Here is a 24,955-nt window from a genome sequence, read left to right as displayed (position 1 = left end):
CTCACGGTCGTTTGCACGGTTCTCAACCAACCGTGAGTAGCCTCGAGGCTTGCCGTGGGCGTAAACAGCGCTCGCGGGAACGAGTGGGTTCTCGAGATCGGGGCGGAATCCGATGGTGTATGGCAGGCTGTTCGGCGGGCTCGTGCTCGCCCTCGTATCGTGGAGCGGCGTCAATGCAACGCCGGCCGAGCGTCCGCGGGCCGTGATCGAACTGTTCACCAGCCAGGGCTGCTCGTCCTGCCCGCCGGCCGACCGCTTCGTCTCCGAGATGGCCGACCGCCCCGACGTCATCGCCCTGACGCTCGCCGTCGACTACTGGGATTATCTCGGCTGGCGCGACACGCTCGCCAATCCGATCCATACCAAGCGCCAGAAGGCCTACGCCTATATGCGCGGTGACCGGCAGGTCTATACCCCGCAGATGATCGTCAACGGTATCGGCCATGCCATCGGTTCGGACCGCACGGCGGTCGAGCGGGTCATGGAGCAGACACGGGCCCAGTCCGGCGTGCTCGCCGTGCCGGTGACCGTCCGCGTTGCCGGCGACACGATCACGGTCACGCTGCCGCAGACCACCGTGGGTCTCAGCCCCGAGGCGCCCGCCACCGTCTTCCTGTTCGGGGTCTCATCGCGCCAGCCCGTCGAGATCACCCGCGGCGAGAATCGCGGCCAGACCGTCACCTATCGCAACGTGGTGCGTTCCCACGCCAATCTCGGCGAGTGGACGGGCGCCGCCCGCACCTTCACCGTCTCACGGGGTAATCTCGTTGCTCCGGAATGCGAGCGGCTGGCGGTGCTGGTGCAGGCCGGTACGCCGCGGCGTCCCGGTGCGGTCGTCGGCGCGGCGATGGTCGATATTCCGCCGCTGCTGGTCCACTAGGGCGCTTGCCGGCCCAACCGGGTCGGCCTTTGCCAAGGTTCCTCGCGTGATCGCGTTGTCTTCACGCGAACCGGATTCCACGTCGCTCGAAAGCACGCTGGAGGCGAGGGCTCACGCCCGCGCCAGCCACACCATGTCGGGCGCGACGATGCCGGGAACGTCCTCCTCGTCGATGCGGCGGACGGCATCCACCGACACCAGCTTCTCCGCGCCGAGCGGGCAGATGCCGAGGCGCACGAGTTCACGGCCGAGGCTCCTGCGAACGCGATCGGCGGCCGTCTCGGCGACATCGGCCTCGACGAAGCGCGTGGCCGCGAAGGCCTTGCCGGCCGACCCGTCGGTTTCTCCGCGGGCGTCACAACGATACCAGGGCATGATCCTGTCCAATTTGCTGATCAAACCTCTCTCAACCACGTCGACGTTGAGAGAGCGTTGAGAAGTTTGCTTAACCATTGATGCGCATCCATGCGCGTCATGGCATGGGTGTCGCGGCATGAGGAAAAGGTTCGATGGCTGAATGTGACCTGAAGGACGGCGCCATGATCTGGCCACGCCGCGCCCTGCTCCTCGGCGCGGGATCGTCCGTGCTCCTCGCCGCCTGTTCGGCCCCGCCCGTCCAGGCTCCGAGCCAGCCGAGCTTCTACCGCAACCTCGCGCAGGCGGGCGCGCGGGTGGACGCCGCCATGGCCGCTGACATGATCTCCGGCTTCCGCCGCAACAACGGCCGCGGAAACCTCGCCGTCGATCCGGTCCTGATGGCGGTGGCGGAGGCGCAGGCGGCCGCCATGACGCAGGCCGACCAGGTCGGCGTGCGCACCGGCGCCGTCGGCGCAAGGCTGACGACGGCCGGCTATCGGCACCGCACGGCGGTGGAGAACACCTCGGCCGGCTACCTGACGCTCGCCGAGGCCTTCTCCGGCTGGCGCGATTCGCCGCCGCACCGCGCCAACATGCTGAACCCGGCCGTCACGCGCCTCGGCATCGCCACCGGCTTCCGGCCGGGCTCGCGCTACCGTGTCTTCTGGGCGCTGGTGCTGGCCGAACCCACGGCGGCCGCCTGACCGGCGGACGCCGCGCGGTCAGACCGCGCACATCCCGCCGTCGACGCTGTAGACACCGCCGCTGCAGTAGCCCGCCGCGTCGGAGGCGAGGAAGGCGACCAGTTCGGCGACCTCGCCGACCGTCCCGTAGCGCCCCTGTGGCACGATGGCGGCGATGGCGTCATGGGCGGCCTTCGCGTCGGGGCTCTGGCCGGCATTGATCGAATCCATCATGCGGCTTTCGATCGGCCCGGGATTGACCGACAGCACGCGGACTCCGCGGGGACCCGCCTCGGCCGCGGCCGAGCGCGTCATGCCGATGACCGCATGCTTGGATGCTGTGTAGGCGGATAGCCCGGGTGTCCCCTTCAGGCCCGCGATGCTCGACGTGTTGATGACGCAGCCCGAGCCCTGACCGTACATGACCGGCAGCACGTGCTTCATGCCGAGGAAGACGCCGATGACGTTGACGTCGATCACCTGCCGGAAGGTGGCGAGCGGATAGTCGTCGATCGGCTTCACGACGCCTTCGATGCCTGCATTGTTGAAAAAGATGTCGATGCGCCCGAAGGCGTTCCGCGCTGCGGCGACGTAGCCGGCCACCGCCGCCTCGTCGGCGGCATCCGCTTCCACGGTCTCGTAGCGCGCGCCGGCCGGCATCTCGCCGCGCAGCGCGGAGAAATCGGAGCCGGGTCGGTCGACAGCGAGGATCGAGGCGCCGCGCCGGGCCATCAGGGCGGCCGCCGCGCAGCCAATGGCGCCATTGGCGCCGGTGATCAGGGCAACCTTGCCGTCGAGTGAGGTGCGTTCGGTCATGGAGCGTCTCCGGCTTGCAGGGTTCTCGGGATACGTGAAAACCCTAGCACTTCGGCGAGGCCGGCGCTTTGCGTGAGAACAAGTGCGCCAGCCGGCCGCCGCCCGATCAGGTCGGATCGCCCGAGGCGAGATACCACTCCATGATCTCGCGTCCCTGCATGAAGACGATCTCCGGGCGCGAGGCGAGTTCGGCCAGCAGCGCCTCCAGCACCGCGATCCGGTGCGGAACGCCCATGATGTAGGGGTGGATGGCGAAGGACAGCACCTTCGCCCCGCCCAGCGGCCCTTGGCTCTTCGCCTCGGAGATCAGGCGGTCGGCCTGCGCCAGCGTCCGGTCGAGAAATTCCCGCGCCGCATGATGCTGGATCATGACGAGCGGAATGTCGTTGAGCTCCACCGAATAGGGCATGGTCAGGACGTCGCCCGTGGCTGTCCTCAGGCGGCAGGGAAGGTCGTCCGCCACCCAGTCCGCGATATAGCGGATGCCGGCCTCGGCCAGATGGTCGGCAGTTTCCAGCGTCTCGGTGAGGCCGGGCCCGAGCCAGCCGACGACCGGCTCGCCGGTGAAGGCCGACAGCGTCTCGACCGTCTGGCGGATCATCGCCCGTTGGTCCTCGATGCGGTGGGTCGGCACCTGGTGCCAGCCGTGGCCCATGAACTCCCAGCCGGCGTCGCGCGCCGCGCCCGCGACCCGCGGGTAGTCGACCGCCACCGAGCCGTTGATCGAGAGCGTCGGGCGGATGGCGTGCCGCGCGAAGGCCTCGGTAAAGCGCCAGAAGCCGACGCGCATGCCGTATTCGTGCCAGGCCCAGTTGGCGATGTCCGGCTGCAGCGCGGCCCCCGTCGGCGCCACCAGCACCTGCCGCGGCATGGGGTTCTCGATCCGCCAGTTCTCGACGTTCACCACCGGCCAGACGGCGAGCAGTTTGCCGTCCGGCAGGGCGATGCGCGGCCGGTCGATGGAGGCCGTGTAGGGCAGGCGCTGTTCGGGGCGGAGGGGCTGGGTCAAGCGAAGCACGTCCCGGCCTCAGGCCGCCTTCTTGCCGTGATGGCTGTGCAGCTTGGCGCTCATCACCCGGCGGATGGCGTTGAACTCCGGGCTCGCCACGTCGCGCGGGCGCTGCAGGCCCAGCGGATTGTCGCTCTCGATCCGCCCCGGGCCGGGGGTCATCACCACCACGCGGTCGGCGAGGAAGATCGCCTCCTCGATGGCGTGGGTGACGAAGACCACCGTCAGGCCGGTCCGCTGCCAGATGTCGAGGAGTTCGTCCTGCAGGCGCTCCCGGGTCATGGCGTCGAGCGCCCCGAAGGGTTCGTCCATCAGCACGATCTCGGCGTCGTTCGCCAGCACGCGGGCGATGGCGACGCGCTGCTTCATGCCGCCGGAGAGCTGGTGCGGATAGGCATTGGCGAACTTCGTCAGGCCGACCAGTTCGATGAATTTGTCGACCGTCTCTTTCACCACCGACCGGGCGAGCCCGCGCGCGGCGGGGCCGAAGCCGATATTGTCGCGCACCGTGAGCCAGGGAAACAGCGCATAGTCCTGGAACACCATGCCGCGCGTCGGGTCCGGGCCCTTGATCGGCGTGCCCCACATGAGGGCCTCGCCGGACGAGGGCTGCTCGAAGCCGGCGATGATGCGCAGCAGCGTGGACTTGCCGCAGCCCGACGCCCCGATCAGGCAGACGAACTCGCCCTTGCGGATGGAGATAGTGGCGTCGTGCAGGGCGTTGATCGTCTGGTCCTGCAGCTTGAAGACCTTGGAGACCTGCTTGATCTCGATGATCGGCGTCTTGGATTCAGCCATGATGGGTCGGGCTCCAGGCGAGCAGGCGGTTGCCGATCATCACGACAATCCGGTCGGAGATGTAGCCGGCGATGCCGATGATGATCATGCCGCAGATGACGAGTTCGGTGCGTGACAGGGTGCGGCCGTCCATGATGACGGCGCCGAGGCCCTGCGGGACGCCGGTCATCTCGCCGACGACGATGACGAACCAGGCGAGGCCGAGGCCGAGCCTCAGGCCGGTGAAGATCGACGGCAGGGCTGCCGGCAGCACCACCTTGTAGAACTGGGCGTTGCCCTGGCATCCGAGCATGGAGGCGGCCTCGAACAGCTTCGGGTCGACCGAGCGGACGCCGAAGATCGTGTTGAGCAGGATCGGATAGAAGGCGCCGAGGCACACCAGCGCGAAGGCCGAGCGCGAACCGAGGCCGAAGAGGATCATGGAGAGCGGCAGCCAGGCGGTGACGGGAATGGGCCGCATCACCTGCAGGAACGGATCGAGCACCATGCGGGCGGTGGGTATGCGGCCGATCATCAGGCCGATCGGCAGGGCGAACAGCGCGGCCAGCGCGAAGCCGCCATAGACGCGGCTGATCGACGCGAAGAGATGGGTCAGGAGCGTCGCCGAAAAGGCGTCGTCATAGATGCCGCCGACGGCGAAATCGATCATGTACTCGCCGACCTCGTAGGGGGTCGGGATCAGGCGGGTCCAGCGTTGCGTGGTCGCCACCTGCCAGAAGGCGAGCAGCATGGCCGGCACGATCATCGCCAGCACCATCGGCTTGACCCGCTCCCACGGCGTCCTGCCGACCGGTTTTTCGATGATCACGGCCGCCGGGGGCGGCACCGTCTCAACCATCGCCATGATTGCTGTCCTCTCGTGCCGTGGAAACGGGAGGCGCCGCCCGCCGGATGGCGGACGACGCGGGTTCGGTCAGCCGTGTCAGGCCGAGATCTCGTTCGAGAACTTCGGGTTGAGGAACTTGGCGAAGTCGGGCAGGGCGCGGATCTGGCGCAGCGACAGCATCTGCTCGGCATAGGTCCGTGCCTGCTTCAGAACCGTCTCGTCGAGTTTCCAGGCATATTCGATGTTGTTCGCACCCAGCGCCTGCTCCACCGCGGCGCGGTTGGCGCCCAGCCGCTGGACCGTGGTATCCGCCACCACCTGCTTGTTGGCGTTCATGAACTCGACGGACTGACGATGAATCTTGAGCATCGTCCGGATCAGGTCCGGGTTTTTCGCGACCGTCTCCTCATGAGTGCCGAAGATCATGTTGAGGCCACCCATCGCGGTGCCATAGGGATACTCGACCAACTGGCCGACGCCCGAGGTGATCGACAGGGCCGGTCCCGGCTCGGCGCCGACATAGGCGTCGATGTCGCCGCGCGATAGCATGGCGTGCATCTCGCCAAAAGGCACACGTACGGAGGTGATGTCGCGGATGGACAGCCCCTCCATGCGCAGGCGTTCCATGATGAAGACCTCCTGGGTCGAACCCGGCCAGATGCCGACGCGCTTGCCCTTGAGGTCCTTCACCGTCTTCACGTCGGAACCGGCCTTGGAGATGACGCCCATGCCCTTGTTGGAGAGGGCGCCGACGACCACGACCGGCTCCCCGGCCGCCGCGCCGAGGATGGCGGCGGCGATGCCGAAGGTGCCGAAGTCGACCGACTTGGTGACGACGGCGTTCTTGCCGTCGGTGGGGGAGTCGAAGGTGATGATCTCGATCTTCGTGCCGGCCGGGGCGAACTTCTCGTAGAAATGCGGCGGCATGGAATGGATGAGGCGCAGCGCGCCCATCTTGATCACGCGCTCCTGGGCGCGCAGCACCGAGGGGGCCGAGAGAGTGCCGGCGGCAAGGCCGGCCCCGATAAGGAAGTGACGACGGACGATCATGTGCGTGGCTCCTGTGAAAGGGGATGCGGGCTGACGCCCGTCTGCTTGTTGGGGCCGGCGGCCAGGGGCATGCCGGGGATGCGATGGGCGGGCTTCATGCTGCCGCTCCCGACAGCGAGGCGATGTAGGCGCGCCAGCCGCCATGGGCGGTGATGTCCTCGGCGCCGATGAGACCCTCGGTCTCCACGAGGAAGCCCTTGGGGGTCGTGCCGTCGGCAAGGCGAAGCGTGCCGATGCCGAGGGGGGAGGGAATGCCGGCGACGAAGGTGCCGAAGCCGGCAGGCGGCAGGGCCCAGACCTCGCAGGCGATGGCCGCTCCGGTGCCGGATGCGACGCGGATCAGCCCCGGCCGTTTCGGCGGCCCCCCCGCGAGGGCATGGAGCCGATAGTCGGGCGTCGTCTGGACGACCCGACGGAAGGCCGCGCCGCGGCTGGTCAATTCGCCGTTGAGCGGCATGCCGGAGAGGTGCGCGCCCACCACCACGATCTCGATCAGGTCGTCCGGGGCGATGTCGACGGGCATATTGGTCGGGGTCATGATCGCCTCCTCACGCCGCGACCGATGCCGCCGGACGGCGGCGGTCGCCCGCCGCCGCGACGAAGGCGGCGCCAAGGCGCATGAGCGCGGCATCGCTGCCCCTCGGCCCGATCAGCGTGATGCCGGCCGGCAGGCCGTCGGCGCGGAAGGGTCCGGGAACGGAGAGGGCGGCGAGATCGAGGAGGTTGACGAAGTTCGTATAGGTGCCGAGGCGGCTGTTGGGGCCGATCGGGTCGGCGGCGAGATCCGCAAGCATCGGGAAGACCGGTGCGGTGGGCACCACCAGCGCATCGACCCTTGTCCAGACCTGTTCGGTGGCTCGCCTGAGGTCGGCGAGCCGGTACAGCCCCTCGAAGGCGTCGGTGGCGGAGAAGCGTCCGGCCGCTTCGACGATCTGCCGCGTGACCGGATGGACGTCGCCGGCATTCGTCGCGAGGAAGGACCGCATGGCGGCATGCCGCTCGGCAACCCACGGCCCCTCATAGAGCAGCTTCGCCACGGCGAAGAAGGGCGTGAGGTCGACGGGCGTCGTCGCGCCGGCGAGCGGGGCCAGCAACCCGAGTGACGCCTCGAAGGCGTCGGCCATGGCGGCGTCGCCGAAGAACAGGCGGTCGGCCGCGCGCGGCAGGCCGAGGGTCCGCAGCGGCGGGGCGGTCGCCGGCGTGTCGGCCGCGACGGGACGCGAATAGGCGTCCTCGGCGTCGAAGCCACGCAGGACCTCATAGGTGCGCCAGGCATCGTCCGGCGTGCGGGAGAAGACAGAGACGCAGTCGAGCGTGCGGCAGGCCGGCAGCACGCCGCGCGTCGAGACGGCGCCGAGGGAGGGCTTGAGGCCGACGAGGTCGTTGAGCCCTGCCGGCACGCGGCCTGATCCGGCCGTGTCGGTGCCGAGCGCGATCGGCACGATGCCCTGCGCGACCGCGATGGCCGAGCCGGAGGACGAGCCGCCCGGCACCCGCGCCGGATCGAAGGCGTTGCGCGGGATCGGATAGGGCGAGCGCACCCCGACGAGGCCCGTGGCGAACTGGTCGAGATTGGTCTTGCCGATGACGAGCGCCCCCGCCGCGACGAGCTTGTCGACCACCGCCGCGGACCGATCCGGAACATGGGCGAAGGCCGGGCAGGCGGCCGTCGTCGGCAGGCCGGCGACGTCGATATTGTCCTTCACCGCGACCGGCACGCCCCAGAGCGGAAAGCGGGCGGGATCGAAGGCGGGCAGCCGCGCCGCATCCGCCAACACATCGGCCTCGGCGCGCAGATGAATGAAGATGCCGGGGTCGTCGACCACCGCGATGCGCCTGTAGAGGGCAGCGATCACCGCCCGCGGTGGTTCCCCGGCGGCGTAGGCGGCGTGCAGGTCGGCAATGGTCGGTGCAACGTCCGTGGGCATAGGTCCAGCTCGTGTCTGGGCCATGCCTCGCAATCGATGTGCCAACCCCACGGGAGCGTGTCGCGGCGATGGCGGATGGACCGTCACGGCACGCGGCGGTCATCCCACGCGATTGTTATCATGAAAGAAAACGACTGGGCGTCAGGACTGCTGGCGCAGCAGATGCGCCGCACGCCCTGGCCACGGTATTGTATGCAATGCTGTGATAAATTCGACAATATGATGAAAAAATAGGCGATGAGACGCGCTGCGCTCAGTCGCTGGCCAGGACGAGCTCATCCCAGGCGCGGGCGGCAAGCCCAATATGATCCCGCATCGCCGCCGCGGCCTTCGCGGCTTCCGCCCGCTGGATCGCCTCGACCACGGCGTCGTGCTCCCGATGCGACCGGGCGAGCCGGTCCCGCCCTTCGAACTGGGCGCGGCGGAAGGGAGCGAGCCGCCGCCGCGTCGCCGACGCGAGTTCGCCAAGATAGGAATTGTGCGAGCCGCGATAGATGGCGACATGGAAGGCGATATTGGCGGCGCTGTAGCCGTCGAGATCGCCAACGCGGACCAGGGCGGCCATCGAGCGGTGAAGTTCGTCCAGCGCCACCCGTTCCTCGCGGGTCATCTTGATGGCGCAGAGCCCGGCGCTCAGCGCCTCCAGCTCGCCCATGACGGCGAACATGTCGCGCAACTGGTCGTGGTCGGGTTTGGCGACGACGGCGCCGCGATGGGGCCTGATTTCGACGAGGCCGGACGAGGACAACTGCCGCAGCGCCTCGCGCACGGGCGTGCGCGACACCGCATATTCAGCGGCGATCTGCGCCTCGTCGAGGGGCGATCCCGGCTTGAGGCGCCCCGAGACGATCGCTTCGGCGAGGCGCGTCTGCAACTGCTCGGAGCGGGTGCCCCGGGCGGAGGAGGCGCGGGCCATGGCGGGGCTGTCGGATGTGGCGGAGACGCTCATCGTGATCGTTTCAGGGCAGGATGGTCGGCAGTCCGAGTCTGATCGGCCCCACCTGCAGCCGGCCGTCGGCGGCGCGCAGGTTCAGGACCCGGCCGGGCCGGCCCTCGACGTCGGCGGGGCGGCTCGCCATCGAGATGGCGCCCGAGGCGAGCGGTCCGAGCGTGGCGCCGAGACCGGTGGCGCGCAGCGCGGCCGGCACGTCGGCGACCTTGAGTTCGATTTCGCCGTCGGGCTTGCCCTCGGGGGTCAGCCGCAGCGTGCCCTTGGCGATGCCCAGCGCCGGGCCCTGCACGAGGCGCAGCAGCACCAGATCCACCGAGCCGCCGGCCGCCTGCCACTGGCGCACGGCCAGGATATGCGGACGGCTGGGGGTCCTGAGGATCTTGCGCGCGACCATCTGCAACTCGGCATCGACGGGCTCTGTTCCGGCGAGGGCGAAGGTGGCGGTCTTCAGGCTCGCCACCACGTCGATACTCACCGGATCGGACCGGTTGGGCCGGGTGTGGAGTTCGCCGCGCGCCGCCTTCACCAGCGTCGTGCCGTCGCGCACGACTTCCAGGTCGCTGACGGCGATGTTGGAGCTGTCATAGCCGCCGATGGTCAGTTGCGCCGAAGCCTGGGCCAGCCGCCACGTGGCGGTCAGCACTGACGGGTCGCCCTCGGTGACCACCGACATCGGCCCGGTCCACTCGGAGATCACATGGCCGGGGCTCCAGATTTGCGACACCACCTTCAGGCGTTCGAAGCGGAAGGTCTGATAGGGACGGGCCTCGTCCCTGAGTTCCACCACCGGCCGCGTGCAGGTGATCTCCATGCGGAACGGATAGCCACCGCGCGTGCGCTCCCCGCACTGGATGACGCGGCCGTTGGCGGCCTCGGCCGTCTGCCAGCGCTGGATGGCATCCTCGGCGCGATGGGCGCCCCATGACCAGACCGCGCTCCAGCCGCCGATGGCGGCGGCAATGACGACGAGAGGAAGCAGGAATGTTCTGAGTCGCATGTACTCCGTCCGGTATCGGTGCTTGCGCCGGCAGGGCAGGGTCTATAGCAGAACCGGCGCCCGTCGTCCCTCACCCCTGCAGCACGAATGAATCAGCAATCAGGCGATCTTTGGGTGTTCGGCTATGGCTCGCTCATGTGGCGGCCCGGCTTTGAGTTTCTCGAACGGGCTCCGGCGCGGCTCATCGGCCTGCATCGCTCCCTCTGCGTCTATTCCCACGTCCACCGGGGCACGCCGGAACGGCCGGGTCTCGTCCTTGGCCTGGATCGTGGAGGCGCATGCCGCGGCATGGCCTTCCGCGTGGCGGCGGCGCTGCGGGAAGAGACCATCGCCTACCTTCGCGAGCGCGAGCAGGCGACGTCGGTCTATCTGGAGGTCGAGAGGGTCGTGACGCTCGAGCAGCCCGGCGCGCCCCGCGTCAGGGCGCTGACCTATGTGGTCGACCGGGGGCATACGCAATATGCCGGCCGCCTGCCCCTCGACAAGCAGTTGCACATCGTCCGGCAAGGCCATGGCCATTCCGGAGCCAACCCCGACTATGTGACCAATACGGTGAAGGCGATCGAGGACCTCGGCTTCCGCGACCACGACCTGCACTGGCTCGCATCGCGGCTCTGAACGGTCAGATCGCGTCACCGCGCAGAAGCTTCGGCACGTCGCCGGTGATGCCGGCGGCCTGGCGGATGAAGAAGCCCTTGAGGCCCGGCATGCGGTCGACGAGGCCGAGGCCGAAATCGCGGACGGCGCGAAGCGGCTGCGAGCCGTTGGAGAACAGCCGGTTCAGCCCGTCGGTCGCCATGCCCATCACCGCCGTGTCGAAGCGCCGCCAGCGCTGGTAGCGCGCCAGAACGTCGGGCGAGCCATGGTCGAGGCCGAGGCGTGCCGCATCGGCGATGCACTCGGCCAGCGCCGCCACGTCGCGGAAGCCCATGTTGATGCCCTGGCCGGCGATCGGGTGAATGACATGAGCCGCGTCGCCAACCAGGGCGAGGCGGTCGGCAACGAAGTCCCGCGCGACCTTCAGGCCGAGAGGATAGGCGGCGGGCCTGTCGAGCACGGTGATCTCGCCGAGGCGATGGCCGAAGCGCGTCTCCAGTTCGTCGAGGAAGAGTTCGGCCGGCAAGCGGCACAGACGCCCGGCGCGGCCGGTTTCCTCGGTCCAAACAATCGACGACCGGCGCCCGGTCAGCGGCAGGATGGCGAAGGGACCAGCGGGCAGGAAGTGCTCCTCGGCGCGCCCCTCGTGGTCATATTCGTGGCCGACCGTGCAGACGACGCCGGACTGGCCATAGTCCCAGCCGACGGTGCGGATGCCGGCGAGTTCGCGCAGGCGGGACTTGCCCCCGTCGCAGGCGACCAGCAGTCCGGCCGTCATGGCCGTGCCGTCGTCCAGCGTGACGTGCGTCGATGCCGGGCCAGCCTCGAAGGCGTTCACGGAGGTCGGCCTCATCTCCACGCCCAGGGCCCGCGCCCGGTTCCACAACGCGCGGGTGACGGTGGCGTTCGGCGCCATGTGGGCGAAGGGTTCGCCGGGTGAGACCTCGCCGGCGAAGGTGAGAAAGACCGGCCTGACGACGTCGAGCGTCCGGCTGTCGGTCACGATCATGTCGAGGATCGGCTGCGCCTCCGGCGCGATCTCGTCCCAGACGCCCACCGTCTCGAACATGCGGCGCGCGGCGGCCGCGAAGGCGGAGGCGCGGCCCTGGTCGGCGGGCGGCGCCGCAATGGCCGGGTCGGCGATGGTGACGGAAAAGGCGGAGCCGAGTGCGGTCTTGACCGCAACCGCCAGGGACAGGCCGGCAAGGCCGCCGCCGGCAATGAGGAGGGCGGTGCGATCGGGTGACATCTGGTCCTGTCTCATGAGCACGATCTAGCTCATCTCGGGCGCCGATGAAATCGGCACCTCGCCGCAGGGCATCACACCAGGGGGAGGGCGCTCAGCGAAGCAGCCATGATTCACTGTTCACGCGGGAACCGCGTGCCGAATGTCGTCGGCTGTGGCTGCTCAGCCGCGAACTGCGAGATTGACCGCCTTCGGACCTTTGCCGCGCTTGTCGGGCTCCAGTTCGAACGACAGTTTCTGCCCCTCCGCCAGACTTGCCAGTCCCGAACGCTGGACAGCCGAGATATGGACGAAAATGTCCTTGCCACCATCGTCGGGTTTGATGAAGCCGTAGCCTTTTTCCGTGTTGAAGAACTTGACGGTCCCCGTCATCGACATGCCGGTCAGCCTTTCCGAATGCACTGCCGGTTCCGCACGATTGCGAACCTGCCTCGGGCTCCGGACCAGGAATATCCGCGATGCCCCGGACCCAAGACGAGGCCGGACCGCCGCCAGATCCGTGCCGCCCGGATCCGAGAGCCAAGAAAAGCGTAACTCGGAATTTCTGGGCTGCACAGCCCCCTTTCGTACAATCAGCGAGGGTTTCGCTGCGTCAATCGGGCTGATCTCCAAAGCGGCAAAGAAGAGGTGGCGCACGGGACTGGCGATATACGCCACGTGGTCACGTTCTCGTCGGTTGTGCAGATGGCTAGTCGCTCGCCATTGGGAGTCTTCAGGCAGATGCTGTCGCCGACCAGCCAGCTGCGCCCCTCGGCCCGGCAGGTGCAGGGCGGAAGGTTGACCGGAGGTCCTGGCGTGAAGGGGATGCGACGCGGCGCGTCGGCGGGCTGCGCCGCCGCCTCGAGGGCGGCGGTGACCATGGCGGTGATGAGGACGGCCGCACGGCGCATCTGTCTACGTTATCACCCGCTGGGCCTCCGTCCAGTGTCAAAGACGCCGCGGCTCAGGCGGGCCGGGCGGCGGTCATCATGTAGTTGACGGAGAGATCGCCCGTCTCCGTCCAGCGGTCGCGCAGCACGTCGTAGCGCACGCCGCGGCGGTCCGTCACGGTCAGCCCCGGAGCGGTCATGGCCGCCGCCAGCTCCTCCGGCGTGACGAACTTGTCCCATTCATGGGTGCCGCGCGGCAGCCACCGCAGCACATATTCCGCGCCGACGATGGCCAGGGCGTAGCTCTTCAGCGTGCGGTTGATCGTGGCCATGAACAGGAGCCCGCCGGGCTTCACCAGCGCGGCGCAGGCGTCGACGAAGAGTGCGACATCGGCGACGTGCTCCACGACCTCCATGGCGAGGACGATGTCGAAGCGCTCTCTGGCGGCGGCGAGATCCTCCGCCGTCGTGCAGCGGTAGTCGACCGCGAGGCCGGATTCCGCCGCATGCAGCCTCGCGGTCTCGACATTGGTCTGGGCCGGGTCGATGCCGGTGACGATGGCGCCCATGCGGGCGAGCGGTTCGCAGAGCAGCCCGCCGCCGCAGCCGATATCGAGCACCTTCAGCCCCGTCAGCGCATTGAGCGCCGTCCGGTCGCGCCCGAACCGGTCGCAGGCAGCCTCGCGGATATAGGACAGCCGCACCGGATTGAACTTGTGCAGCACGCTCATCTTGCCCGTCGGGTTCCACCATTCGGCAGCGAGACGGGAGAATTTCTCGACTTCGCCGGGGTCGAGGGTCGTCGCGGCGGTTGGACTGGTCGGGCTCATGGCTGCCGATCCCTGGCATTCGAAATGCTGATGGACTGCGCGTTGCCTTACATCCGATCGGCCGTTATGCATACGCGCCTTTTTGACCCAATGGCGCCTGTCGCGCCGGATTGCCTCAAGCCATGCCTCGCCTCGTGATGAAGTTCGGCGGAACCTCCGTCGCCAACGTCGACCGCATCAAGAACGTCGCGCGTCACGTCAAACGCGAGGTTGCGGCCGGCTATCAGGTGGCCGTGGTCGTCTCTGCCATGTCGGGCAAGACCAACGAGCTCGTTGCCTGGTGCAAGGATGCGGCGCCACTCTACGACCTCGCCGAATACGATGCCGTGGTCGCCTCCGGCGAGCAGGTGACGTCCGGCCTCCTCGCCATCGTGCTGAGCGCCATGGGCATCAAGGCGCGCTCCTGGCAGGGCTGGCAGATCCCCATCATCACCGACGAGGCCTACTCGGTCGCGCGCATCGTGGACATCCCCTCGGCCAATCTCGACGCCGCCTTCGCGGCCGGCGAGGTCGCGGTCATCTCCGGCTTCCAGGGCGTGTCCCGCCAGACGAACCGCATCGCGACCCTCGGCCGCGGCGGTTCCGATACCTCGGCTGTGGCGGTCGCGGCCGCCATCGGGGCGGAGCGCTGCGACATCTATACCGACGTCGACGGCGTCTACACCACCGATCCGCGCATCGTTCCGAAGGCCCGCCGCCTCGACAAGGTCGGCTTCGAGGAGATGCTGGAGATGGCCTCGCTGGGCTCCAAGGTCCTGCAGGTCCGCTCCGTCGAGCTTTCGATGATTCATGGCGTGCGCACCTATGTCCGATCCTCCTTCGACGATCCGGACAATCCGCAGAGCGGCACGCTCATCTGCGACGAGGAGGAAATCGTGGAAAAGCAGGTCGTGACCGGCATCGCCTTCTCGAAGGACGAGGCCCAGGTGAGCGTGCGCGCCGTCGCCGACAAGCCGGGCGTCGCCGCGGCGATCTTCGGCCCGCTCGCCGAGGCCAACATCAACGTCGACATGATCGTCCAGAACGTGTCGTCCGACGGCGCCACCACGGACATCACGTTCACGTGCCCCGGCGCCGACCTCGAGCGCGCCCGCCACGTCCTGATGGATGCCAGGGACGCCATCGGCTTCAAGGCGATCGAGACCGCCTCGGACGTGGTCAAGGTGTCCTGCATCGGCGTCGGCATGCGCTCGCATGCGGGCGTCGCCGCCAGGGCCTTCAGGGCGCTGGCTGACAAGGGCATCAACATCCGCGCCATCACCACCTCGGAGATCAAGTTCTCCGTGCTGATCGACGCCGCCTACACCGAGCTTGCTGCACGGACGCTTCACACGCTCTACGGGCTCGACAAGGCCGGCTGAGGCCACAAGAGGACTTCCCGGACCGCTGCGCCTTCCCATGGGTCAGCCGGCTCAAGGTTGCCCGCAACCGGCTTTGCAAACCGCAACGCCCCCCTTAATGGTGGTCGGGCGGCGCAAGGCTCGCCGCTCCGTATGCACAACAGTGGGCAGACCGCCCAGATCGTGACAATGCCGATGCGTCCCGCATTCGGCGGACCGCGTCTTCTGCTCCGCCGCCTCCGCGAGGTGATGGCGGAACAGATCTCGGCGCAGGAACGCCTCGACAAGATCGTCGTGCTGATCGCGGCCAACATGGTGGCCGAGGTGTGCTCGGTCTATGTCCTGCGCGTCGATAGCACGCTCGAGCTGTATGCGACGCAGGGCCTCAACCGTGAGGCGGTCCACCACACGGTCATGCGCGCCGGCGAGGGCCTCGTCGGCAAGGTCGCCCAGACGGCCGAGTCGCTGAACCTGTCGGACGCCCAGGAACATCCCTCGTTCTCGTTCAAGCCGGAGACGGGTGAGGAGATCTTCCACTCCTTCCTCGGCGTCCCGATCCTGCGCGGCGGCAACACGCTCGGCGTCCTCGTCGTGCAGAACCGCGCGCACCGCAGGTACGAGGAGGACGAGGTCGAGGCGCTGCAGACGACCTCGATGGTGCTCGCCGAGATGATCGCCTCGGGCGAGCTCTCGGCGCTCGCCCCTCCCGGCCAGGAACCCGCGGCGCGCCGGCCGCTGCATCTTCCCGGAGAGGGTCTCGCCGAAGGCGTCGGCCTCGGCCACGTGGTGCTGCACGAGCCGCGCATCCAGGTCACCAAGCTGATCGCCGACGACCCGAACCGCGAACTGGTGCGCATCGAAGCGGCGATCGAGGCGCTGCGCGCCGAGATCGACCACATGCTCGACGACGAGGACGTGGCGCGCGGTGGCGAGCACAAGGACATCCTGGAGGCCTACCGGATGTTCGCCCACGACCGCGGCTTCGTGCGCCGCCTCAAGGAGGCGATCGGCACCGGCATCACCGCGGAAGCAGCGGTCGAGCGCGTCCAGTCCGACAACCGTGCGCGCATGATGCGCCAGACCGACCCCTATCTGCGCGAGCGCATGCACGATCTCGACGATCTCGCCAACCGGCTGATGCGCCAGCTGACCGGCGAGAAGGGCGAGGTCCGCATGGAGCTCCCCGAGAACGCCATCGTCGTCGCCCGCCACATGGGCCCGGCGGCGCTGCTCGACTACGACCGCACGCGCCTGCGCGGCCTCGTGCTGGAGGAGGGCGGGGCGACCAGCCACGTCGCCATCGTTGCGCGCGCGCTCGGCATTCCGACGGTCGGGCAGGCGGAAAACATCACCAGCCTCGCCGATCCGGGCGATGCCATCATCATCGACGGCGCCACCGGCGAGGTGCATCTCAGGCCGACCAGCGACGTCGAGAGCGCCTATGCCGAGAAGGTGCGCTTCCGTGCCCGGCGGCAGGCGCAATATGCCGCCATCCGTCACCTGCCGACGGTGACGAAGGACGGCGTCGAGATCAAGCTGAACCTGAACGCCGGCCTGATGGTCGACCTGCCCTTTCTCGAGGAGACCGGCGCCAACGGCATCGGCCTCTTCCGCACGGAACTGCAGTTCATGGTGGCGAATGCGCTGCCGCGCACCGCCGAACAGCTCGACCTCTACCGCAAGGTCCTGGACGCGGCCGGCAATCGCCCCGTCACCTTCCGCACCCTGGACATCGGCGGCGACAAGGTCCTCCCCTACATGGAGGTCATCCAGGAGGAGAACCCGGCCATGGGCTGGCGGGCCATCCGCCTGGGCCTTGACCGGCCGGGCCTGCTGCGCAGCCAGGTGCGCGCCATGCTGCGGGCCGGCGCCGGGCGCGAGGTGCGCATCATGTTCCCGATGGTGGCGGCGGTCGAGGAGTTCGACGCCGCCAAGGCCATCGTCGAGCGCGAGTTGACCCATCTGCGCCGTCACGACCACCGCATGCCCGAACGGGTCCAGATCGGCGTGATGGTCGAGGTGCCGGCCTTGCTGTTCCAGCTCGACGAACTGCTGCCGCGGGTTGACTTCCTGTCGGTCGGCTCCAACGATCTCGTGCAGTTCATGTTCGCCGTGGACCGCGGCAACAACCGTGTCGCCAACCGCTTCGAGGTCATGTCGCCGCCGATTCTCAGGGCGCTGCGCACCCTGGCGCGCAAGGGCCACGAGCATGGCAAGCTGGTGACGCTCTGCGGCGAACTCGCCTCCCGCCCGCTGGAGGCCATGGCGCTCGCCGGGCTCGGCTATCGCTCGCTGTCGCTGTCGCCCGCGGCGATGGGACCGGTGAAGTCGATGCTGCTCGACCTCGATCTCGGCCGCTTCTCCGCCCTGCTCGACGACCTGATCGACCAGCCGCGGCAGGGGTCCTCCATCCGCCAGCGCCTGCGCGATTTCGCCGAAGCCGAGGGCGTGAGCCTCTGATGCTGCCGGTCGCCAAGCTCGAGGCTCTCGTCGTCCGCCGCGATCTCGTCGAGGCCGAGCTCTCCGCGGGCGTGGAGGGCGAGCGTTACGTCACCCTGTCGCGGGAGTTCTCGGAGCTGTCGCCGGTGGTGGAGGCGATTACTGCCTATCGCGCGGCGCAGGCCGAGCTTGCCGACCTCGAACAGCTCATCGCCGACCCCGCGACGGATCGGGAGATGGCGGCTCTCGCCCATGACGAGAAGCCGCTGCTCGAGGAGAAGATCGCCCGGCTGGAGCATGAGCTGCGCCTCGCACTGCTGCCGAAGGATGCCGCCGACGCCAAGAACGCCATTCTGGAGATCCGCGCTGGCACCGGCGGCGACGAGGCCTCCCTCTTCGCCGGCGATCTCTTCCGCATGTACGAGCGCTACGCGGCGCTGCAGGGCTGGACGACAGAATTGATCTCGGCGAGCGAGGGCACGGTCGGCGGCTTCAAGGAGGTCGTCGCGGAGATCCGCGGCGTCGGCGCCTACGCGAAGCTGAAGTTCGAGAGCGGCGTTCACCGCGTGCAGCGCGTTCCGGCGACGGAATCGGGCGGGCGCATCCACACCTCGGCCGCGACCGTCGCGGTGCTGCCGGAGGCCGAGGAGGTCGACGTCGCGATCCATGACGACGACCTCAGGATCGACGTCATGCGCGCACAGGGTGCCGGCGGCCAGCACGTCAACAAGACGGAATCGGCGGTCCGCATCACTCATATCCCGACCAACACCGTCGTGCTGGTGCAGGACGAGCGCTCCCAGCACAAGAACCGTGCCCGCGCCATGGCCATCCTGCGCTCGCGCATCTTCGACGAGGAGCGCCGGCGCCTCGCCGCCAATCGCGCCGAGGATCGCAAGCTGCAGGTCGGCTCCGGCGACCGCTCCGAGCGCATCCGCACCTACAATTTCCCGCAAGGGCGCGTCACCGACCATCGCATCGAACTGACGCTCTACAAGCTGCCCGAGATCATGGCCGGCACGGCGCTGGGCGAGATCCTCGATGCCCTGATCGCCGATCATCAGGCCAGCCTGCTCGCCCTCGAGGGCGTGTCGTGATCGCCGCCGGGACGCCGTTCGCGGAAGCGCGACGGCTGGCTGCGGGACGCCTCGTGGCAGCTGGTGTGGACGATGCCGCGCTGGAAGCGCGCCTGCTGTTGAAGCTCGCCTCGGGGATCGATGTCGCCCTGCCGGTCGCCGCGTCGGGTGGCTGCCTTGATGCCGAGCAGGCAGGCCAGTTCGACCGCCTTCTCGCGCGCCGGATCGCTCACGAGCCGCTCGCCCGGATCGCCGGTCAAGGCGCGTTCCACGGCCTCGATCTCGCCTTGAACCCGGCCTGCCTGATCCCCCGCGACGACACCGAGGCCATCGTCGAGGCGGCGCTGGCGCTTCTGCCAGTCGACGCTCCGGCGCGGGTGCTCGATCTCGGTGTCGGGCCGGGGACGATCCTGCTCGCGATCCTCAGCGAGCGTCCGGCGGCAACGGGCCTTGGCGTCGACCTGTCGGAGGACGCGCTTGCCGCCGCGCGGGCGAATGCGGGCGCGCTGGGTCTGGGGGACCGCGCTGCGTTCAGCCGGGGGCGCTGGACCGAAGGGCTCGACGGGCCGTTCGACCTCATCGTCTCCAACCCGCCCTACATCCCCTCGGCCGACTGTGACCGTCTGGAACCGGAGGTGGCGTTGCACGATCCCCGTCTCGCCCTCGATGGCGGCGTCGACGGGCTCGATGCCTATCGCGCCATCTTCGCCGATGCCGGGCGCCTGCTGGCGCCGGGCGGACATGCCCTCGTCGAGATCGGCATCGGCCAGACGCCGGACGTGGCGGGGATCGCCGCGGTGAACGGCTTCCGGCTGGTCGGGCTACGGTCAGACCTCTCGGCCATTCCGCGCGCGCTGGTGTTCAGGCCCGACTGATGGTCGCGCCGGTCAGTCCCGGCCGAGCGCAAAGACGGTCGCGTGATATTCGGCCGAGTCGGTGAAGCCGACGTCGAACGTGACAGCCACCACCACCGCGATGCTGCGGCCGCTCTCATTGCGGTAGACATCCGTGACGCGCGCCGCCTGGAAGCAGGTCTTCGGCGGCAGGATGAAGGGCAGCGCGACATTCTGCTCGCGGAAGGCGTTGGGTGTGCGGGTCGCTGCTTCCGGGTCCCAGGAGGGGATGTCCGGCTTCAGGGTGATGGTCAGCGTGTGGCTCTCGCTGGTCGCCCGGTCGCGGCAGGCAAGATCGGTATCCTCCGGAACCGGCATCTGCGCGGTCACCGTGTATTTGATCGACGTGCCGGGATGGGTGCCAATGATGTCGGGCTCCGCCATCACCCGCACCGGGCCGGCAACCTCGGAGATGTCGGTCAGGGCGAAGCCGCCGAGCCGGCGGCCGGGGTCCGTCAGCCGCAGGGCCTGAAGCGGCCGTCGCGTCACGCCGCGCGTCCAGCGGCGGACGGCTTCGGTCGAGGCGGTTGTATCGTCGTCCTCCTTGAAGCGGAAGCCGCGCATGGCGGCGCGGCGCGGATCCTGCGCCTCGCTGTCCCAGGCGACCTGTGAGACCCCGCGTGGGAAGCCAGGGGCGGAGCGGCCGGTCGCGGCGTCGGCGACATCGACGGCGAAGGCGCCCTTCTCGTTGACGCCGTCGCCGCCGTCCTGCTCGAAGCCGAAATAGCGACCGTCCGGCGAGAAGCCGAGGATGCGCAGGTTCGGGGCGCTGCCGAGCTCGCGCCCTCCTGCAAGACCGGTGGCGGCAAGGACGAGAGCGCCTGCAAGGGTAAGGCTGCGGCGGGCGGGCATGGAGAACCTCTGGGCTCCGGGACGGTGGCGCATCTCCATCGCCCATTCCGGCCTCGGCACCATGTCGCCGGCGAGGAGGCGCTGTTTCCCCTGTTGCCGTTGCACAAACAAAAACCCCCGGCCGCGAGGCCGGGGGCTCTGGGATGGCGGGGACGCCGGATGCCCGATCGGGCAGAGATTACTCTTCGCGCTGGCCGAGCAGGGCCATCAGGAACTGAAACATGCCGACGAAGTCGATGTAGAGCTGCAGGGCGCCGAAGATGGCGGCCTTCTGCACCAGCGATCCGTCATTCGCATAGGCCAGGCTGTAGATGTACTCGTTCTTGATGTTCTGCGTGTCGTAGGCGGTGAGGCCCGCGAACACGAGGACGCCGACGACCGAGATGATCCACTGCAGCATGGTGGACGGCGTGCCGGTGAAGGCGGCGATGCCGATGTTGACCAGCATGGCGATGATCAGGCCGAACAGGCCCATCATCAGGAAGGTGCCCATGCCGGAGAGGTCACGCTTGGTCGTGTAGCCCCACAGCGACAGCGCGCCGAACGAGGCGGCCGTGATGAAGAACACCCGGGCGACCGAGGTGTGGGCATAGACGAGCAGGATGGTCGTCATCGACACGCCGACGAGAGCCGCATAGATCCAGAAGGTGATCTGGGCCGCGGGCGCGCTCAGCCGGTCGGCACGGAACGACAGCAGCATCACCACGCCGAGCGGGGCGAGGATGACGACGAACTTGAACCAGCTCGCGAACAGGAAGGCGCCGAAGGGCGTCAGATACTGATTGCCGGCCACGCGCATGGCGCCGCGCGCCGTGCGGGCGGCAAGGTTGGCGTCGCCGGTGACCGAGAGCATGTAGATGCCGAGTGCCGCCATGCCGGTGATGGCGAGGCCGATCATCATGTAATTGTAGACACCGACCATGTAGGAGCGCAGCCCCTGGTCGATCTGCGCCTGCGGGACCGCGGTCGGCTGGCCATAGCCATAGCCGCCGTAGGTCTGGGCGTTCGGATCGTAATGAGACATGGAAGAACCTCTGGCTTTCCCCTTGAGGCGGACCAGTCGATGATCCACCCTCCGCGGTGCAATATGGATGAGCCTGTGGCGGACACAAGGGCTCTGGTGCGCCAAACGCAGTAAATCCGGGCTTAGCGGCTCTTTGTCGCAAGTGTTGCACGGTCCGCCGGACAGCGCTCGTCGCCTCACATGTTGCGTAGCACAGGCGCCGGCTTTTCCCCAAGTGCCCGCCAGGTGCCGACGAGGCCGAATCCGACCGTCAGAACGATGGCGAGGACGATGATGCCCAGCGCCTGGAGCGGCGCGAAGGCGAAGGGGATGTTCATCACCTGCGTCGTCACCACCCAGGCGGCGACGCAGCCGGCCGCCAGGCCGAACAGGGCGGTGACGGTGCCGAGCAGCGCGTACTCGGTCGCGTAGGTGCCGATCAGCATGGCGCGCCGCGCCCCGAGCGTCTTCAGTATCACCGCGTCATAGACCCGCGCCCGGTGTCCCGCGGCCAGCGCCCCGGCCAGCACGAGGATCGCGGCCACCAGCGTCACGATGCTGGCGCCGCGGATGCCGGTGGCGATCTGGGTCGCGAGTTGGCCGACCGCCTCCAGCGCATCCTTGACGCGGACCGTCGTCACGGCGGGGAAGGCGGCCGCGACCGCCTGGAGGAGCGCGATCTCCTCCGCCGCCGTGGTCGTGCCGGGATAGGTGAGCGTCGCCAGATGGGCGTGCGGCGCGCCGCGGAAGGTGTTCGGCGAGAAGGAGACGATGAAGTTGATGCCGAGATTGTCCCACTGGATCTGGCGGAAATTGGCGATGCGGGCGGTGATGTTGCGGCCAAGCACGTTGACCGTCACCTCGTCGCCGATCTTCAGCCCGAAGCCCTGTCCCATCCGCTCGTCGAAGGACACGAGAGGCGGTCCGGCATAGCCTTCCGGCCACCACTCTCCCTCCACCACGCGGGAGTTCTTCGGAACCGTCGCCGAATAGGTGATGCCGCGGTCGCCGCGCAGCGCCCAGGCGATGTCCTCGCGGGCGCGGATCTCCTCCACCGGCCGCCCTCCGAGCCTGACGAAGCGTCCGCGCAGCATGGGCACGCGGTAGAGTTCGGCCCCCGGCGCCTTTTCGGCGACGAAGGCGTCGAAGCGCTCGGCCTGGGCGTTGACGATGTCGACGAAGAAGAAGGCGGGCGCCCGGGCCGGCAGCGCATCCTCGATCTGCCGGCGGAAACTGGCATCGACCAGCGCGATGACCGCGAGCAGGGTGAGGCCGAGGCCGAGCGACAGGACGACCGAGGGGGTCAGCGCCCCGGGCCGGTGCAGGTTGGACACGGCGAGCCTCAGGCTCGTGCGCCGCGACCGCGGCAGGCGTGCGGCAACCGCCATGATGCCCGATGCCACGAGGCGCAGCGCGACGAATATGCCGGCCGCGCCGGCCATGAAGCCCATGGCGAGGCGCGGGTTGAACGAGGTCGCGACCGCCAGCGTCACCAGAATCGCCAGCGTCAGCGCGACCATCGCGAGATAGCGGCCGCGCGGCCAGCGACGCTCCCCGTCCACGGTATCGCGGAACAGCGCGGAGACCGGCACATCATGCGCCCGTCCGAGCGGCCAGAGCGCGAAAGCCAGGGCGACGAGCAGGCCGTAGGCGGCGGCCGTCGCCAGTTCTCCCGGATGGACGGACGTCGCGACCGGCACCGGAATGGCCGAGCCGAAGGTGGCCACCACCGCGGACGGCAGGATCGAGCCGATGACGAGCCCGATGATCGTGCCGACGACGGCGAGCAGGCCGACCTGGGTCAGGGTCGCGGCGAAGACCATGCCGCCGGTCGCGCCGAGCGCCTTCAGGGTCGCGATGTCGTCGCGCTTGCGGTCGACGAGGCTCGCCACCGCATTGGCGACGCCGACGCCGCCAACGAGCAGGGCCGTCAGTCCGACGAGGGTGAGGAACTGCGAGAAGCGCTCGATCTGCGTCGTCAGTTGCGGCGAGGCGTTCATCCGGGTGCGGATTTCGAAGCCCGCCTCGGGAAAACGCGCGCGCATGTCGGCAATCACCCGGCGGATATCGGCATCGCTCGTCTGGCTGGAGCCGAGGCTGAGCTGGTACATCCAGCGGATCAGCGATCCCGGCTGGATCAGGCCGGTGCGGCGGAACGCATCCAGCGACAGAATGAGGCGGGGTCCGAAGCCGATGCCGCCGGCGAGCCGGTCCGGCTCGCTGCGGATGACGCCGGCGATCCTGACGGCGAGGTCGCCAAGCACCAGTTCGTCCCCGACCTTCAGGTCGAGACGCGCCAGCAGCGTCGGCTCGACGAGTACGCCGTCCCGGCCGTTCGCCGGTCCAAGCGCCTCCGGCGTCGTCCGTGCGGGTTCGGCCTCGAGCGTGCCGACAAGGGGGTAGAGACCGGGATCGACGGCCTTGATCTCGACGAGCGAGGACTTGGCGGCATCGCCCTCCGTGCCCGTCCGCGCCATGGCGCGGGTCGTGGCCATGGTGGCGACGACGCCTCGATCTCCGAGCGCGCGCACGATGGCCTCCGGCAGTTCCCGGTGCAGCACCTGGAACGAGGCGTCGGCGCCAAGGATGACGCGACCCTCGCGGTTTAGGCCCTCGACGAGCCCGCGCGCAAAGGACCCCACCCCGGCGATGGCCGCGACGCCCAGCGCGATGCAGGCGATGAAGGTGCCGAAGCCTCGCAGGCCGCCGCGCAGGTCGCGGAGGCCGAGGCGGATGGCGGTGGGAAAGCGGGCAGGCCGCGCGACGAAGCCGCTCACCCGACACGCTCCGCGGTCCTGACGTCCTCGACGATGACGCCGGATCGGAGCCTGACGACGCGGTCGCAGCGTTCCGCCAGTGCGCGGTCGTGGGTAACGAGCACCAGCGTCGCCCCGCGCTCGGCCTGCTTGGCGAACATGAGGTCGATGATGGTCCGCCCCGTCGTCTCGTCGAGATTGCCGGTCGGTTCGTCGGCGAACAGGATGTCCGGCTTGACCGAAAGAGCGCGCGCGAGCGCCGTGCGCTGCTGCTCGCCACCCGACATCTGCGTCGGATAGTGGTCGAGGCGCCCGCCGAGGCCCACCGCCTCCAGTTCGTCGGCCGCCTTCTCGAAGGCGTGGCGGTCGCCCGCCAATTCCAGCGGAACGGCGACGTTTTCCAGCGCCGTCATGGTCGGGATCAGGTGGAACGACTGGAAGACGATGCCGGCATGGCGGCCGCGAAACCGCGCCAGCGCGTCCTCGTCGAGCCCGGTGATGTCGGTCCCGGCCACGTTGACCGTTCCGGAATCCGGGCGCTCGAGGCCCGCCATGACCATCAGCAGCGTCGACTTGCCGGAGCCCGAGGGACCGACCAGTCCGACCGACTCGCCTCGTCCGATGGTGAGCGACAGCCCTTTCAGGATATGGACGCGGGATGCGGCCCGGCCGAGCGAGAGCTCCACGCGGTCGAGGATGATGGCGTTGTGTGCTTCGGCAAGCACCTGGGTCGGAACGGGCATGGGTCTGTCGGTCGC

General features: G+C 68.8%; 22 protein-coding genes and 1 pseudogene. 7 read left to right on the top strand and 16 right to left on the bottom strand.

Features of this window, described 5'->3' with window-relative positions; genetic code table 11:
- The first annotated feature begins 115 nt into the window (after positions 1 to 115).
- The gene (locus tag ACJ4V0_RS05240) at positions 116 to 880 is read left to right on the top strand and encodes a DUF1223 domain-containing protein (protein ID WP_448298511.1); all 765 of its coding nucleotides are present in this window, start codon (positions 116 to 118) and stop codon (positions 878 to 880) included.
- Between the two features lie 111 nt (positions 881 to 991).
- Here the strand turns inward: ACJ4V0_RS05240 and ACJ4V0_RS05235 are convergent, their stop codons facing one another.
- Positions 992 to 1,255, bottom strand: coding sequence for a hypothetical protein (locus tag ACJ4V0_RS05235; RefSeq protein WP_448298510.1), 264 nt, complete (start codon positions 1,253 to 1,255; stop codon positions 992 to 994).
- Between the two features lie 134 nt (positions 1,256 to 1,389).
- On the opposite strand from ACJ4V0_RS05235, the gene ACJ4V0_RS05230 reads away from it, so the two are divergent.
- Positions 1,390 to 1,941 (top strand): CAP domain-containing protein, encoded by a 552-nt coding sequence (locus ACJ4V0_RS05230; protein WP_448298509.1) that lies wholly within the window; start codon positions 1,390 to 1,392, stop codon positions 1,939 to 1,941.
- Between the two features lie 18 nt (positions 1,942 to 1,959).
- Here the strand turns inward: ACJ4V0_RS05230 and ACJ4V0_RS05225 are convergent, their stop codons facing one another.
- From ACJ4V0_RS05225 to ACJ4V0_RS05190, 8 genes and pseudogenes are all read right to left on the bottom strand, one after another.
- Positions 1,960 to 2,736, bottom strand: coding sequence for an SDR family NAD(P)-dependent oxidoreductase (locus tag ACJ4V0_RS05225; protein ID WP_448298508.1), 777 nt, complete (start codon positions 2,734 to 2,736; stop codon positions 1,960 to 1,962).
- Positions 2,737 to 2,842: 106 nt separating this feature from the next.
- Positions 2,843 to 3,745, bottom strand: coding sequence for a polysaccharide deacetylase family protein (locus ACJ4V0_RS05220; protein WP_448298507.1), 903 nt, complete (start codon positions 3,743 to 3,745; stop codon positions 2,843 to 2,845).
- An 18-nt stretch (positions 3,746 to 3,763) separates the two neighbouring features.
- Positions 3,764 to 4,543: an ABC transporter ATP-binding protein gene (locus ACJ4V0_RS05215; RefSeq protein ID WP_448298506.1), complete on the bottom strand. Its 780-nt coding sequence runs from the start codon at positions 4,541 to 4,543 to the stop codon at positions 3,764 to 3,766.
- Complete coding sequence (locus tag ACJ4V0_RS05210) at positions 4,536 to 5,288, bottom strand: ABC transporter permease (RefSeq protein ID WP_448298930.1); 753 nt, start codon at positions 5,286 to 5,288, stop codon at positions 4,536 to 4,538. Before ACJ4V0_RS05210 ends, ACJ4V0_RS05215 begins: the two co-directional genes overlap by 8 nt.
- A 177-nt stretch (positions 5,289 to 5,465) precedes the next feature.
- Positions 5,466 to 6,419: an ABC transporter substrate-binding protein gene (locus ACJ4V0_RS05205; RefSeq protein ID WP_448298505.1), complete on the bottom strand. Its 954-nt coding sequence runs from the start codon at positions 6,417 to 6,419 to the stop codon at positions 5,466 to 5,468.
- A 94-nt stretch (positions 6,420 to 6,513) separates the two neighbouring features.
- Positions 6,514 to 8,347: pseudogene (gene atzF / locus ACJ4V0_RS05200) on the bottom strand (allophanate hydrolase).
- Positions 8,348 to 8,600: 253 nt separating this feature from the next.
- On the bottom strand, positions 8,601 to 9,296 hold the full coding sequence (locus tag ACJ4V0_RS05195) for a GntR family transcriptional regulator (RefSeq protein WP_448298504.1): 696 nt from the start codon (positions 9,294 to 9,296) through the stop codon (positions 8,601 to 8,603).
- Between the two features lie 10 nt (positions 9,297 to 9,306).
- Positions 9,307 to 10,296, bottom strand: coding sequence for a DUF2125 domain-containing protein (locus tag ACJ4V0_RS05190; protein WP_448298503.1), 990 nt, complete (start codon positions 10,294 to 10,296; stop codon positions 9,307 to 9,309).
- 87 nt (positions 10,297 to 10,383) lie between these two features.
- On the opposite strand from ACJ4V0_RS05190, the gene ACJ4V0_RS05185 reads away from it, so the two are divergent.
- Positions 10,384 to 10,914, top strand: coding sequence for a gamma-glutamylcyclotransferase (locus ACJ4V0_RS05185; RefSeq protein WP_448298502.1), 531 nt, complete (start codon positions 10,384 to 10,386; stop codon positions 10,912 to 10,914).
- A gap of 4 nt (positions 10,915 to 10,918) precedes the next feature.
- Here ACJ4V0_RS05185 and ACJ4V0_RS05180 read toward each other — a convergent pair whose 3' ends face one another.
- The 3 genes from ACJ4V0_RS05180 to ubiG form a co-directional block, all read right to left on the bottom strand.
- A complete protein-coding gene (locus ACJ4V0_RS05180) occupies positions 10,919 to 12,157 on the bottom strand; it encodes a ubiquinone biosynthesis hydroxylase (RefSeq protein ID WP_448298929.1) in 1,239 nt (412 codons plus the stop codon).
- Positions 12,158 to 12,301: 144 nt separating this feature from the next.
- Positions 12,302 to 12,517, bottom strand: a complete 216-nt coding sequence (locus ACJ4V0_RS05175) for a cold-shock protein (protein ID WP_108178899.1) — start codon at positions 12,515 to 12,517, stop codon at positions 12,302 to 12,304.
- Positions 12,518 to 13,082: 565 nt separating this feature from the next.
- Complete coding sequence (gene ubiG / locus ACJ4V0_RS05170) at positions 13,083 to 13,838, bottom strand: bifunctional 2-polyprenyl-6-hydroxyphenol methylase/3-demethylubiquinol 3-O-methyltransferase UbiG (protein ID WP_448298501.1); 756 nt, start codon at positions 13,836 to 13,838, stop codon at positions 13,083 to 13,085.
- A 122-nt stretch (positions 13,839 to 13,960) separates the two neighbouring features.
- On the opposite strand from ubiG, the gene ACJ4V0_RS05165 reads away from it, so the two are divergent.
- The 4 genes from ACJ4V0_RS05165 (at position 13,961) to prmC (ending at position 19,568) form a co-directional block, all read left to right on the top strand.
- Positions 13,961 to 15,199, top strand: a complete 1,239-nt coding sequence (locus tag ACJ4V0_RS05165) for an aspartate kinase (protein ID WP_448298500.1) — start codon at positions 13,961 to 13,963, stop codon at positions 15,197 to 15,199.
- Between the two features lie 174 nt (positions 15,200 to 15,373).
- Entirely contained in the window at positions 15,374 to 17,638 is a 2,265-nt protein-coding gene (gene ptsP / locus ACJ4V0_RS05160; RefSeq protein WP_448298499.1) for a phosphoenolpyruvate--protein phosphotransferase, read from the top strand.
- Positions 17,638 to 18,714 (top strand): peptide chain release factor 1, encoded by a 1,077-nt coding sequence (prfA, locus tag ACJ4V0_RS05155; protein WP_448298498.1) that lies wholly within the window; start codon positions 17,638 to 17,640, stop codon positions 18,712 to 18,714. Before ptsP ends, prfA begins: the two co-directional genes overlap by 1 nt.
- Positions 18,711 to 19,568 (top strand): peptide chain release factor N(5)-glutamine methyltransferase, encoded by an 858-nt coding sequence (prmC, locus tag ACJ4V0_RS05150; protein ID WP_448298497.1) that lies wholly within the window; start codon positions 18,711 to 18,713, stop codon positions 19,566 to 19,568. Before prfA ends, prmC begins: the two co-directional genes overlap by 4 nt.
- Positions 19,569 to 19,580: 12 nt before the next feature.
- On the opposite strand, the gene ACJ4V0_RS05145 is transcribed toward prmC, so the two are convergent.
- The 4 genes from ACJ4V0_RS05145 to ACJ4V0_RS05130 all read right to left on the bottom strand — a co-directional run bounded on the left by ACJ4V0_RS05145 (position 19,581) and on the right by ACJ4V0_RS05130 (position 24,940).
- The gene (locus tag ACJ4V0_RS05145; protein WP_448298496.1) at positions 19,581 to 20,438 is read right to left on the bottom strand and encodes a hypothetical protein; all 858 of its coding nucleotides are present in this window, start codon (positions 20,436 to 20,438) and stop codon (positions 19,581 to 19,583) included.
- Between the two features lie 178 nt (positions 20,439 to 20,616).
- On the bottom strand, positions 20,617 to 21,462 hold the full coding sequence (locus ACJ4V0_RS05140; protein ID WP_448298495.1) for a Bax inhibitor-1/YccA family protein: 846 nt from the start codon (positions 21,460 to 21,462) through the stop codon (positions 20,617 to 20,619).
- A gap of 176 nt (positions 21,463 to 21,638) precedes the next feature.
- Positions 21,639 to 24,218: an ABC transporter permease gene (locus ACJ4V0_RS05135; protein ID WP_448298494.1), complete on the bottom strand. Its 2,580-nt coding sequence runs from the start codon at positions 24,216 to 24,218 to the stop codon at positions 21,639 to 21,641.
- A complete protein-coding gene (locus ACJ4V0_RS05130) occupies positions 24,215 to 24,940 on the bottom strand; it encodes an ABC transporter ATP-binding protein (protein ID WP_448298493.1) in 726 nt (241 codons plus the stop codon). Before ACJ4V0_RS05130 ends, ACJ4V0_RS05135 begins: the two co-directional genes overlap by 4 nt.
- Positions 24,941 to 24,955: the final 15 nt, after the last annotated feature.

This window comes from Phreatobacter aquiterrae (genome assembly GCF_053471285.1).
The sequence above is the reverse complement of the archived record's forward strand: the minus strand, read 5'-3'. Positions and strand labels throughout refer to the sequence as shown.